General features: G+C 63.5%; 12 protein-coding genes. 4 read left to right on the top strand and 8 right to left on the bottom strand.

Annotation, left to right across the window (positions count from 1 at the left end; genetic code table 11):
* Window positions 1–39: 39 nt before the first annotated feature.
* Complete coding sequence (locus ACZXDY_RS15080) at window positions 40–366, top strand: hypothetical protein (protein WP_464346029.1); 327 nt, start codon at window positions 40–42, stop codon at window positions 364–366.
* 139 nt (window positions 367–505) lie between these two features.
* On the top strand, window positions 506–1,609 hold the full coding sequence (locus ACZXDY_RS15085; protein ID WP_464346030.1) for a trypsin-like peptidase domain-containing protein: 1,104 nt from the start codon (window positions 506–508) through the stop codon (window positions 1,607–1,609).
* Between the two features lie 205 nt (window positions 1,610–1,814).
* Here the strand turns inward: ACZXDY_RS15085 and ACZXDY_RS15090 are convergent, their stop codons facing one another.
* The 6 genes from ACZXDY_RS15090 to ACZXDY_RS15115 all read right to left on the bottom strand — a co-directional run bounded on the left by ACZXDY_RS15090 (window position 1,815) and on the right by ACZXDY_RS15115 (window position 7,433).
* Entirely contained in the window at window positions 1,815–2,222 is a 408-nt protein-coding gene (locus ACZXDY_RS15090; protein ID WP_130225347.1) for a F0F1 ATP synthase subunit epsilon, read from the bottom strand.
* Between the two features lie 110 nt (window positions 2,223–2,332).
* Window positions 2,333–3,775: a F0F1 ATP synthase subunit beta gene (gene atpD / locus ACZXDY_RS15095; RefSeq protein WP_028166254.1), complete on the bottom strand. Its 1,443-nt coding sequence runs from the start codon at window positions 3,773–3,775 to the stop codon at window positions 2,333–2,335.
* Window positions 3,776–3,895: 120 nt separating this feature from the next.
* Window positions 3,896–4,297, bottom strand: coding sequence for an organic hydroperoxide resistance protein (locus ACZXDY_RS15100; protein WP_028166253.1), 402 nt, complete (start codon window positions 4,295–4,297; stop codon window positions 3,896–3,898).
* Between the two features lie 15 nt (window positions 4,298–4,312).
* Window positions 4,313–5,191 carry a F0F1 ATP synthase subunit gamma gene (locus tag ACZXDY_RS15105; protein WP_028166252.1) on the bottom strand — a complete coding sequence of 293 codons (879 nt, stop codon included), beginning with the start codon at window positions 5,189–5,191 and terminating at the stop codon, window positions 4,313–4,315.
* A gap of 152 nt (window positions 5,192–5,343) precedes the next feature.
* Complete coding sequence (atpA, locus tag ACZXDY_RS15110) at window positions 5,344–6,873, bottom strand: F0F1 ATP synthase subunit alpha (RefSeq protein ID WP_130579676.1); 1,530 nt, start codon at window positions 6,871–6,873, stop codon at window positions 5,344–5,346.
* Window positions 6,873–7,433: a F0F1 ATP synthase subunit delta gene (locus tag ACZXDY_RS15115; RefSeq protein ID WP_028166250.1), complete on the bottom strand. Its 561-nt coding sequence runs from the start codon at window positions 7,431–7,433 to the stop codon at window positions 6,873–6,875. The genes atpA and ACZXDY_RS15115 overlap by 1 nt, the downstream gene beginning before the upstream one ends.
* A gap of 618 nt (window positions 7,434–8,051) precedes the next feature.
* On the opposite strand from ACZXDY_RS15115, the gene ACZXDY_RS15120 reads away from it, so the two are divergent.
* Window positions 8,052–8,552, top strand: coding sequence for a septal ring lytic transglycosylase RlpA family protein (locus ACZXDY_RS15120; RefSeq protein ID WP_028166249.1), 501 nt, complete (start codon window positions 8,052–8,054; stop codon window positions 8,550–8,552).
* A 246-nt stretch (window positions 8,553–8,798) separates the two neighbouring features.
* On the opposite strand, the gene ACZXDY_RS15125 is transcribed toward ACZXDY_RS15120, so the two are convergent.
* Window positions 8,799–11,006, bottom strand: coding sequence for a primosomal protein N' (locus ACZXDY_RS15125; RefSeq protein ID WP_464346031.1), 2,208 nt, complete (start codon window positions 11,004–11,006; stop codon window positions 8,799–8,801).
* Window positions 11,007–11,162: 156 nt separating this feature from the next.
* Here ACZXDY_RS15125 and ACZXDY_RS15130 point away from each other — a divergent pair, with 156 nt between their 5' ends.
* The gene (locus tag ACZXDY_RS15130; RefSeq protein ID WP_464346032.1) at window positions 11,163–12,134 is read left to right on the top strand and encodes a tyrosine recombinase XerC; all 972 of its coding nucleotides are present in this window, start codon (window positions 11,163–11,165) and stop codon (window positions 12,132–12,134) included.
* An 8-nt stretch (window positions 12,135–12,142) separates the two neighbouring features.
* Here the strand turns inward: ACZXDY_RS15130 and ACZXDY_RS15135 are convergent, their stop codons facing one another.
* Window positions 12,143–12,715: a hypothetical protein gene (locus ACZXDY_RS15135; protein ID WP_464346033.1), complete on the bottom strand. Its 573-nt coding sequence runs from the start codon at window positions 12,713–12,715 to the stop codon at window positions 12,143–12,145.
* Window positions 12,716–12,808 lie beyond the last annotated feature (93 nt).

The raw sequence follows: 12,808 nt of genomic DNA on the forward strand, positions 1-12,808 counted from the left end.
AACGGTGTCCTTGGAAAGGAGCGTAAAGGAGACACTTCGATGAGCGAGACCAACGTTAGCGCCGCCACACACCCCCTCTTCCACCCCGCCGCCCATTACGACTCACCCGCCCAGGTCCTGGCGGACCCGCGGCTATCCCGATCCGAGAAGCGCGTCATCCTATCGTCCTGGACATCCGACATGTTCGCGGTGGAATCCAGCCCCAGCCTGCGCGACATCCCGGGGATCGACCACAGCATTCGCCTGGCCGATATCCTTTCCGCGCTGCGGCAGCTAGATGACGACGACGATCCGCCGCCAGGCGGCGGCGCTGCGCTGCCGCGGCCTTCGCGAACCAATCTCTCCCATGAGGCCCCGCCTTGTTGACGCCAACTATTTTGGCTTTGGCATGGGTCAATCAGGCGTCCGCGCTGCTGGCGATGCCATGGTTCGCGTGGCAGCGGGATTTGCTTTCTCGCGACATCTTGCGCGCGGGATTCCAGCTGGACCGATAGAGAGAGCGGACGTGAAGCGAGCAATATCGACTGCATTCGGCGCCGTGCTCGGCGCGCTCATCATCATCGTGCCGGCGGCAGGTCAGGTCCCGAATCTGAAAACCGGGGGCACGGTGCCGACGCTGGCGCCCCTGGTACGCGAAGTGACTCCCGCGGTCGTCAATATCTCCGTGCATGGCAAAATCCGCGAGGACAACCCGCTTTATCGCGATCCGCTGTTCCGCGAATTCTTCGATGTCCCGAAGCAACTCGAGAAGGAGATCAGCGCAACCGGCTCCGGCGTCATCGTCGACGGTGAGCGGGGCTACATCCTGACCAACAATCACGTGGTGGATCAGGTCTCGGCGGTCCAGATCACGACCAAGGACGGTCGTCAGTTTTCTGCCAAGGTAATGGGCCGCGATCCCGCGACCGATATCGCGGTCCTGAAAATCCACTCCCCGACCGCACTCAAGGCGATTGCACTGGGCGACAGCGATGCGCTTGAAGTCGGCGATTTCGTCATTGCCATCGGCAACCCCTTCGGCCTCGGCCAGACCGTGACATCGGGGCTTGTAAGCGCGCTCGGCCGCACCGGGCTGGGCAAACAGGGCTATGAGGATTTCATCCAGACCGACGCCGCGATCAACCCCGGCAACTCCGGCGGCGCGCTGATCAATCTGAAGGGCGAACTGATCGGCATCAACTCGGCGATCATTTCGCCGGCCGGCGGCAATGTCGGCATCGGCTTTGCGATCCCGATCAACATGGCACGCCGCGTGATGGACCAGATCGTCGAGAACGGCAAGGTCGTGCGCGGCCGGATCGGTGTCTCGCTGCAGGATATGCATCCCTCGACGGACGGCGGGCGCAGCGAGGGGGCCAGGATCGCCGACATCAGTCCGGGATCGCCTGCGGAGGCCGCCGGTCTGCGCAAGGGCGATGTCGTGCTGCGAGCCGACGATCGTCCGATCCGCAGCGCTGCGCAGCTCCGTAACCGTGTCGGCCTCGCTCGCATCGGGGAGCAGGTCAGGCTGACAATCGAGCGCGGCGGCGGGACCCAGAATGTCACGGTCGCAGTGGCGCCGATGGTGGACGCCAATGCTGCGGTTTCAAGCAGGACGCAGCGCCGTTAGAGCGTTTTCGAGCGAAGTGGATACCGATTCGCGTGAATAACGCGTCAAAACAAGAATCTAGAGCTTCGGTTCTGATCCAATCAGAACCGAAGCTCTAAGCCCGCGCAATGTTTGGAATTCGGCATCGAAAAACCTTCGTCCGCCACGATGTGACGGACGAAGGTCGTTCAAGTTTTTGTTCGGCCCCGGCGCGGTGCACCGGGGCCTAGTGCATAGCCGTCGCGTTGAGGATGTTCTCGATGCTCTTGAAGTGGTCGAGCCGCTCGATCTCGCGGTCGAGCTCCGAACCGTGCTTCTCTTTCAGGTTCTCTTCCATCTCGGCGATGGTTTCCCTGAACTCGGCGCGATCGACTTCCTGGATCGAGGTCGCGACATCAGCGAGCACAGTGAGGCGATTGTCGGAGACCTCCGCAAGACCGCCGAGCACCACCATCTTCTGATGCGCCCCGCCGGTCGTGATGGTCAGGATGCCCGGACGGATCGCCGCCACGACCGGTGCGTGACCGGCGAGCACGCCGAAATCGCCTTCCACGCCGGGAACATCGACCTGATCGACCTCGCCGGAGAAAGCGAGCGCTTCGGGGGAGACGAGGTCGAAGTGGAAGGTGGCCATGGTCTTTCCGTTCTTTCCGCTGTCACCCGCGGGCGTGACCCGCGGGTCCATCGATCAAAGAGTTCTGCCTTGATGGAGTGCCGGGCCAAGCCCGGCAATGACGAGTGTGCTTAAGCTGCTTCGGCAGCCAGCTTCTTGCCCTTCTCGACCGCCTCTTCGATGGTGCCGACCATGTAGAAGGCAGCCTCCGGCAGGTGGTCGTACTTGCCTTCGCACAAGCCGCGGAAGCCCTTGATGGTGTCGGCGAGCTCGACGAACTTGCCCGGCGAACCGGTGAAGACTTCGGCGACATGGAAGGGCTGCGACAGGAAGCGCTCGATCTTGCGGGCGCGGGCCACCGTCAGCTTGTCCTCTTCCGAAAGCTCGTCCATGCCGAGGATGGCGATGATGTCCTGCAGCGACTTATAGCGCTGCAGCACCTGCTGCACCATGCGCGCGGTGTTGTAATGCTCCTCGCCGACGACCAGCGGCGACAGCATGCGGGAGGTCGAGTCGAGCGGGTCCACCGCCGGATAGATGCCCTTCTCCGAGATCGCGCGCGACAGCACGGTGGTGGCGTCCAAGTGGGCGAAGGAGGTCGCCGGCGCCGGGTCGGTCAAGTCGTCGGCCGGCACATAGATCGCCTGCACCGAAGTGATCGAGCCCTTCTGGGTGGTGGTGATGCGCTCCTGCAGCGCGCCCATGTCGGTCGCAAGCGTCGGCTGGTAACCCACCGCCGACGGGATGCGGCCGAGCAGCGCCGACACTTCGGAGCCGGCCTGCGTGAAGCGGAAGATGTTGTCGACGAAGAACAGCACGTCCTGACCCTGGTCGCGGAAGTGCTCGGCCACCGTGAGGCCGGTGAGGCCGACGCGCGCGCGTGCGCCCGGCGGTTCGTTCATCTGGCCAAACACCAGCGCGCATTTCGACTGTACGCTCGGATCGGGATTGCGCGGGTCCGCATTGACCTTGGACTCGATGAACTCGTGATAGAGGTCGTTGCCTTCGCGGGTACGCTCGCCGACGCCGGCGAACACCGAGTAACCGCCGTGCGCTTTCGCAACGTTATTGATCAGTTCCTGGATCAGCACGGTCTTGCCGACGCCGGCGCCGCCGAACAGGCCGATCTTGCCGCCCTTGGCGTAAGGCGCGAGCAAATCGACGACCTTGATGCCGGTGACGAGAATTTCCGCCTCGGTGGACTGGTCGGTATAGGTCGGCGCTTCCTGGTGGATCGCGCGAACGCCTTCGGCCTTGATCGGGCCGGCCTCGTCGATCGGCTCGCCGATGACGTTGATGATGCGGCCGAGCGTACCGACGCCGACCGGCACCCGGATCGGCTCGCCGGTATCGGTCACTTCCTGGCCGCGCACCAGACCCTCGGTCGTATCCATCGCGATCGTCCGCACGGTGGATTCGCCGAGATGCTGCGCCACCTCGAGCACGAGACGGCTGCCGCCGTTCTTGGTTTCCAGCGAGTTGAGAATCGCCGGCAGGTGGCCCTCGAACTGGACGTCGACGACGGCGCCCATAACCTGGGTGACGCGACCGATCTGGTTGGCTGCTGTAGCCATTTACTCTGTCTCCTTCGATCCGAATTTCCAGATCATGATCCGACAGGTCGGATCATGATCGCATCTTTTTTTGCGCATGATCTCTTCGGAAAACCGGTCCCCACTTTTCCGGATCATGCTTTAAACCACGGTCAGCTTGACCGGGATATTACCTTTAGTGGCCTTCGAATACGGGCACACCGTGTGAGCTTCCTCGACCAGCGCCTGGACCTTGGCCTTATCAGCGCCTGGGATTGAAACCTTGAGTTCGACGGCGAGCGAAAAGCCGCCATCGGTATTGAGCGTCACGTCGGCCGTGACCTTTGCCGCCTGGCCGTCGACGCCATGGTTCTTGGCGACCACGAGGATGGCCTGGCCAAAGCAGGCCGAATAGCCCAGCGCAAAAAGCTGCTCGGGATTGTGGCCGTCGCCGGCGCCGCCCAATTCCTTCGGCAGCGCCATTGCGAGCGCCAGCCCGCCGTTGTCGAGCACGGAGCGGCCGTTGCGTCCGCCCTTGGTGGTAGCCGATGTGACGTAAGCCATTTCGCGCTCCCTTGGTTAGACCGCCTCGGCGCCGGAAATGATTTCGATCAGTTCCTTGGTGATCATCGCCTGACGGGTTCGGTTGTAGACCAGCGTCTGCTTGCGGATCATTTCACCGGCGTTGCGCGTCGCGTTGTCCATCGCGCTCATCTGCGCGCCGTAGAACGAGGCGTTGTTTTCCAGGAGTGCACGGAATACCTGCACGGCGAGGTTACGCGGCAACAGGCTGGTGAGGATCTCGTCCTCCTCCGGCTCGTACTCGTAGGCGGTCGCCGGACCGCCGTTTCCGGCCGGCGTTTCCACCACCAGCGGAATGACCTGCTGCGCGGTCGGGACTTGCGCGATCACCGATTTGAATTGTGAATAGAACAGCGTGCAGACGTCGAATTCGCTCGCATCGAAGCGCGCCAACACTTTCTTGGCGATGTCCTCGGCATTGACGAAGCCGAGCTGCCGCACCGCGCGCAGGTCGACATGCTCGACGATCTGCCGTTCGAACAGGCGGCGAAGCTGCTCATAGCCCTTGCGGCCGACGCAGAAGAATTTGACTTCCTTGCCCTGACCGAGCAGCGACAGCGCGTGCTCACGCGCCAATCGTACGATCGCGGAGTTGAATGCACCGCAAAGGCCACGTTCGCCGGTGCAGACCAGGAGCAGATGCACCTGGTCCCTACCCGTCCCGGCGAGCAGCGCGGGCGCGCCGGGCGAGCCTGCGGCGGCGCTGGCGATATTGCCGATCACGGCGCCCATCTTGTCTGCATAGGGCCGGGCGGCCTCGGCCGCGGTCTGCGCGCGGCGCAGCTTTGACGCCGCCACCATCTGCATGGCCTTGGTGATCTTCTGCGTCGCCTTGGTCGAGGCGATGCGGACCCGCATGTCTTTTAGTGACGCCATTCTTCGTCCACCCCGGCGATCCGATCGGGCGATCCGACCGCTAGCCTATCCCATTGTTCTGCCCGGCGCCTGCGCCGGGCATCCGCTTCTCGTCGGCCGGGAGCAGCAGGCGCGAAGACCAGCTCCGCACCCTTGTCCGGCCGCGACGACGTTTAGGCAAACGTCTTGGCGAAACCTTCGACCACGTTCTTCAGCTTGGCGGCGACGTCGTCGTTGAGGTCGCGGCTATCGCGGATCGCGTCGAGGATGTCGGCATTCTTGCCGCGCAGCAGCGACAGCAGGCCGTCCTCGAAGGCACGCACCTTGTTGAGCGGCAGCGGATCGAGATAGCCGTTGGTGCCGGCCCAGATCACGCAGACCTGTTCTTCCATCTTCAACGGCGAGAACTGCGGCTGCTTCAACAGCTCGGTCAGGCGCGAGCCGCGGTTGAGCAGGCGCTGGGTCGAGGCGTCGAGGTCGGAGCCGAACTGCGCGAACGCCGCCATTTCACGGTACTGCGCGAGCTCGCCCTTGATCTTGCCGGCGACCTTCTTCATCGCCTTGGTCTGCGCCGACGATCCGACGCGCGACACCGACAGACCGACGTTCACCGCGGGACGGATGCCCTGGAAGAACAGGTCGGTTTCCAGGAAGATCTGACCGTCGGTAATCGAGATCACGTTGGTCGGGATGTAGGCCGACACGTCGTTGGCCTGGGTTTCGATCACCGGCAGCGCGGTCAGCGAGCCCAAACCGTGCTCCTTGTTGAGCTTGGCGGCGCGCTCGAGCAGGCGGGAGTGCAGATAGAACACGTCGCCCGGATAGGCTTCGCGGCCCGGCGGGCGGCGCAGCAGCAGCGACATCTGGCGATAGGCGACGGCCTGCTTCGAAAGATCGTCATAGATGATGACCGCGTGCATGCCGTTGTCGCGGAAATATTCGCCCATCGTGCAGCCGGTGAACGGCGCGATGTACTGCATCGGCGCGGGGTCCGACGCGGTGGCGGCAACCACGATCGAATATTCCAGCGCGCCCTGCTCTTCGAGCACCTTCACGAACTGCGCCACGGTGGAACGCTTCTGGCCGACCGCGACGTAGACGCAATACAGCTTGATGCTCTCGTCCGGCTGGGCGTTGAGCGGCTTCTGATTGAGGATGGTGTCGAGCGCGATCGCGGTCTTGCCGGTCTGGCGGTCGCCGATGATCAGCTCGCGCTGGCCGCGGCCGATCGGAATCAGCGCATCGATCGCCTTCAGGCCGGTCGCCATCGGCTCGTTCACCGACTTGCGCGGAATGATACCCGGCGCCTTCACGTCGACGCGCATGCGCTTGTCAGCCTGGATCGGACCCTTGCCATCGATCGGGTTGCCGAGCGCATCGACGACGCGGCCGAGCAGCCCCTTGCCGACCGGCGTGTCGACGATGGCGCGAGTGCGCTTGACGGTCTGGCCTTCCTTGATCTCGCGGTCAGCGCCGAAGATCACGATGCCGACGTTGTCGTTTTCGAGGTTGAGCGCCATGCCGCGGGTGCCGTTCTCGAACTCGACCATTTCACCGGCCTGGACATTGTCCAGCCCGTAGACGCGGGCGATACCGTCACCGACCGACAGCACCTGGCCGACTTCGGTGACCTCGGCCTCCTGGCCGAAATTCTTGATCTGGTCCTTGAGGATCGCGGAAATTTCCGCGGCGCGGATGTCCATCAGCCTGCCTCTTTCATCGCGTGCTTGATCGAATTGAGTTTGGTGCGAAGCGAACTATCCACCATGCGGCTACCGACCTTGACCACAAGGCCGCCGATGATGGAGGGATCGATCTTCACGTTGAGCGCGACGTCCTTGCCCGTCACCGACTTCAGTGCGGCCTTCAGCGCGTCGAGATTCTTGTCATTGAGCGCTTCCGCGACGGTGACCTCGGCGGTCGCCTCGCCCTTGAAGTTCGCCACCAGCGCGTTGTAGGCGCGGATCACGTCCGCGACCGCAAACAAGCGGCGATTGGAGGTGAGCACTTTCAGGAACTTGGCGGTGATGCCGGAGATACCGGCCTTGTCGAGCACCGCGGAGAGCGCCTTCAATTGCGCTTCGGCGGAAAACACCGGACTGCGAACGAGGCGCTTCAGATCGGCGCTCTCATTCAGAAGGGCATTGAATTTATCGAGATCGGACTTCACGGCATCGACGGACTTTTCGTCGCGAGCCAGATCGAACAGGGCCGTTGCGTAACGACCGGCAACTCCCGAAACGGACGGATCTTCAGCAGCCACAGACGCGCTCTTTTTTGCTGTCAAATTCGCAAGGGAAAAACCGTCGCCGCTGCAGCGGCGCCTAGCGATCCAAGCCCTTGGAATTCAAGCGGGACTTCGATTTTCGACCGACACGCGGAGTGCCGGGATCGTTAAAATCGCGGCTTTGCTAGCATGGCAGGCGCGCAGGTGCAACACGACGTCACATCTAGGTGATGCCTTGTCGCACGGCCGCAACGAAGCGCCGCGAGGACCCTGCCGGCGAAATTCTGCGTGCAGGAATTTCGATCGAGAGACAGGGAGGCGACCCATCGTTCCATCGGCAATCGCATGCCTGCCCGGAGCGCGGGCGCGGGAACAAAATGGCCAGCCGCTCTCTATTCCGTGATTACTTGCGGAAATGTTTCCTAAACGTAAATCAACAGTAATCGTAAGTATTCACTGGGTTAAAAATTAGTTAAAGCGAAAGATTAGTGAAAGCTGTCGAGCGGGTACCGGCAGTAACAAGATATTTCAGCCTGATACATTCCGAATTTACTGCCCAATTCATGCCTCATTGCGAAATCACACGGCCTTGGTCGACGAAGGGACGGGGGTTCCATTTGCCACGTATGTGGCAATACTGCTTGAGGGTCTTGAATGTTGAAATACAAGAAGCCGGCTCGGGGCAACGCAACCCGGCCGTCGCGCGCGGCGCTGGCTGTCGTCGCCGCAACTTTCCTGGTTGGTGGAAGCATCACCGAAGCGTCGGCTAAATCCCGGCACCACCATCATCGCCATCACCATCACCAGGCCCGTGCCGCAACCGACGCGGCGTCGCGCGATGCCAATGCGGCGTTTGCGCCCAGCACCGGCGGCCGCAGTTTCTCGGGCGTGGCGTCCTTCTACGGCAACGAATCGGGCAGCCGCACCGCCTCCGGTCAGCGCTTCAACCAGAACGCCATGACCGCGGCCCATCGCAGCCTGCCGTTCGGCACCAAGCTGCGCGTGACCCATGGTGGCCGCAGCGTGATCGTCACCATCAATGATCGTGGCCCGTTTATCCGCGGCCGTGTGCTTGATCTCTCCACGGGCGCCGCCCGTGCCATCGGCCTGACTGGTGCCGGCGTCGGCCGTGTCACCGCCGAGGTCGTCTCCTAAAGGCGCCCCTTCAGGCGCCGTTTCCGGCCAGCTTCGGTAAGCGTTGCGTAGAGTACGGCCGCGGAACTTTCCGCGTGCCGATGAGAGCCTGCCGTCAGAAATGACGGCAGGCTTTTTCATGAGTTCGCCGCCGTCATTCCAGGGCACGCGTAGCGTGAGCCCGGAATCCATCGCGCCACCTGCGCGCGCGGTCCGATGGATTCCGGGCTCGCGACTTCGTCGCGCCCCGGAATGACGGCGAGAGGGCTACAAAAAGCTCTGCGGATCGACGTCGACCTCGAGCTTGAGGTTGCCCGTGGTCTTCGGCCCGGCCGCCAGCCATTCGCGCAAGTACTGCGACAGATCGACCGAACGCAGCGACTTCACCAGCAGGCGGAAGCGGTAGCGGCCCTTGATGACCGCAAGCGGCGCCTCCGCCGGGCCGAGCACCTGGATGCGCTCGTCGAGCGGCGCGACCGAGGCCAGCTTGCGCCCAAAGCCCTCCGCCGTGGGCCGGTCCCCCGCCGAGATGATCAGGCTCGCCAATCGCCCGAACGGCGGATAGCCGGTGCGCTCGCGCGATTCGATCTCGCTGGCGTAGAACGCCTCGCGGTCGTTGGCGACCAGCGCCTTCATCACGGGATGCTCGGGCTGATGGGTCTGCAGATACCCGACGCCGCGGCCCTGCTCGCGGCCGGCGCGCCCGATCACCTGGTTGAGGAGCTGGAACGTGCGCTCGGCCGCACGCGGATCGCCATTGCCGAGGCCGAGATCGGCATCGACCACGCCGACCAGATTGAGGCGCGGGAAGTTGTGGCCTTTCGCCACAAGCTGCGTGCCGATGATGATGTCGACCCGGCCTTCGGCGATCTCATTCAGCTCGCTGCGCATGGTCTCGATCGAGGTGATGAGGTCGCTGGAGAGCACCATGGTGCGCGCGCCGGGAAACAGCGCCGCAGCCTCTTCCTGCAGCCGCTCCACGCCCGGGCCGACCGCCACCAGCGATTCCTCCGCCGCGCAATGCGGGCAGATGTTCGGGCGCGGCATCGAGAAACCGCAATGGTGGCAGACCAGGCGCTGGCGGAAGCGATGATCGACCAGCCAGGCATCGCAGATGGTGCAGGCAAAGCGGTGTCCGCAGGCGCGGCACAGCGTCAGCGGCGCATAGCCGCGGCGATTGAGGAATAAAAGCGCCTGCTCGCGCCGTTCCACCGCGTAGCGGATCTGCTCGGCGAGCCGCGGCGAGATGAAGCGGCCACGCAGGGGCGGCTCGCGCCGCAAATCGATGGCCTCGATCTGCGGCATGTGCTGGCCGCCGAAGCGCGAAGGCAGCGCGATGCGCTGATAACGCCCCTTGCGCGCATTGACCTCGCTCTCGATCGATGGCGTGGCGGAGGCGAGCACGATCGGGATCTTGGCGATATGCGCGCGCACCACGGCCATGTCGCGGGCATGGTAATGCGCGCCATCATCCTGCTTATAGGCCTGGTCGTGCTCTTCATCGACGATGATGAACCCGAGATCGGCATAGGGCAGGAACAGCGCCGAGCGCGCGCCGACCACCACCGGCGCCTCACCGCCCGAGATCGCCGCCCAATTGCGGGCGCGGGTGCGCGGCGAGAGCTCGGAATGCCATTCCAGCGGACGCACGCCAAAGCGCTGCGCGAAGCGATCGAGGAACTGGCCAGTCAGCGCAATCTCCGGCATCAGGATCAACGACTGCCTGTTACGGCGGATATTTTCGGCGATCGCCTCGAAATAGACCTCGGTCTTGCCCGATCCTGTGACGCCATCGAGCAGGGCCACATGAAAACTGCCGCTCGCCGCCAGCGTCCGCATCGCATCGGCGGCGGCGCGTTGCTGGCCCGAGAAGTCCGGCTGCGCGTAATCCGGATCGGGCATGGGCGGCGCTGGTGGCGGCGGCATCGGCTCGACCGTCAGCGTGCCCTCATCGACGAGGCCGTCGATCACGCCGCTGCTCACGCCGGCTTCCCTCGCCGCTTCCGACTTGCCGTGCAAGAGGCGGTCGGAGAGCAATTCGATCACCCGATGCCGCGCCGGCGTCATTCGTCGCGGCGGCTCGCCAACCAGCCGTACGCCCAGACGCATTCGCTCGGGGCCGAGATTTTCGCCCATCCGCAGCGTCATCCGCAGCACCATGCCGCGGGCGGACAGCGTGTAATTGGCCACCCAATCGACGAGCGCGCGCAGCTCCGGTTTCAGCGGCGGCACGTCGAGCTTCTCGCTGACATCCTTCAGCCGGTTGTGCAGCCGCGGATCGGGCTTGGCGTTTTCCGCCCAGACCACCGCCATCACCTCGCGCGCACCGAGCGGTACCGCGACGACATCGCCGGCCTTCAGATCCATGCCGCGCGGCACGCGATAGGAATAGGTCTGGTCGAGCGCGACCGGGACCAGTACATCGACCATGGAGGTCGGCGTGAGCGAGGAAGCGTGGCTGCGCGCGGTGTCCATTCAGGAGATCGTAAGTTCCGATTGCAGGTGAGGTTAGAGCCGCTGGCGCAAGTTAGCGAACGGTAAACGAAAGCGATGCGATATAATGGCTTAAACCATTGCCTCCAAGATCGCCTCCAAGACAGGTCCGTCAAGACAGGTCCATAAGACAGGTCCATGGCCAAAGCGCTTCCCGCCGTTCCCGTGATCGAACTCGACTGCGCCGACGAAACCGTCACGCAGGAGATGGCGCACTGGCTATCGCATCTGCGTGCCGAACGGCGATTGTCGCCGAAAACGCTGGAGGCCTATGCCCGCGACGTCCGCCAATGCCTCGCCTTTCTTGCCCAGCACTGGGGCACGCGGGTAACGCTGCAAGGTTTTGCGGCCCTCGAGGCCACCGATATCAGGGCGTTCATGGCGATGCGCCGCGCCGACGATGTCGCCGGACGCTCGCTGATGCGGGCCCTGGCTGGCCTGCGCTCGTTCGGCCGATTCCTCGAGCGCGAAGGCAAGGGCAAGGTCGGCGCCCTCTCCGCGATCCGCGCGCCCAAGGTTGCAAAGAGCCTGCCGAAGCCGATCCACGTGGCGGCGGCAAAACGCTTCGCCGATGCCGACGAGCGCGCCGGCGAGGAACGCGAGACCTGGATCCTGGTACGTGATGCGGCGGTGATGGCACTGCTCTATGGCTCGGGCCTGCGCATCTCCGAGGCGCTTGGCTTGAAACGTCGCGACGTGCCGAAACCCGGCGAAGGCGACGTACTGGTCGTGACCGGCAAAGGCAACAAGACCCGCATGGTGCCGGTGCTGCAAAACGTGTTGCAGCTCATTGCCGACTACGCGGCGACCTGCCCGCATCCGCTGCCGCCCACCGGCCCGATGTTCGTCGGCGCCCGCGGCGGCCCGTTGAGCCCGCGCATCATCCAGCTCGCCATGGAGCGGCTGCGCGGCGCGCTCGGCCTGCCCGACAGCGCCACCCCGCACGCGCTGCGGCATTCGTTCGCGACCCACCTGCTCAGCCGCGGCGGCGATTTGCGCGCGATCCAGGAATTGCTCGGCCACGCTTCGCTCTCGACCACGCAAATCTATACCGGCATCGATACGGAACGACTGCTCGAGGTCTATCGCTCCGCGCATCCGCGGGGCTGAACCGCATTTCAATCGGACAAATACTCGATCTGGAAAATGTAGTTGGAGCCCCTGCCGACCTCGACACGAACATACGGCTTGAACTTCAGGCGTTCATAGACGGGCGTCGTAGCCTTCACTGTCCGGCCCGCGATATCCGCAAGACCAGGCCGGGGCAGTCTTCCCTCGGTTCGCAATTTTGTAACCCGCCCTTCCAGCACCATGCGCGGCTGGAAGAAATCTGCAAACAGGGTTGTGGCTGATATCCAGACCATGGCCAAACCAACGAGGAAAAGACCGACCCAGGAAAGTTTCTCCTTGAAGTCCGCCGCCTGCACCGTCCGCCGGTCGTATCTCCATCTGCTGTACGCACACCCTACGGCTGCAATTCCAAGGACCGCCCCGAGCACGTACACATCGACGATGGCGATGATCGAGCTCTTGCCGTAGAAAAAATATGCGCCAAGATAAAAGACGCTAAGTCCGCCTGCCCACGCCAGCAGATAGCGAAACAGCGCAGGGTTTTTGACGATCGCCAGCAACAGCCCAAACAGGACAACGAGCGGCCAGAAGCAGGCAGCAATGAAGTCTACGAATGTCATACTGAAAACTAGAAACGACTGATAAAGGATTCCCTTAAGCAACGTTTCAGAATGCCTTAAGTCTTGCGTCGAACGTCACATTCGGTCAATCGT

It is taken from the genome of Bradyrhizobium sp. LeoB3, assembly GCF_055456055.1.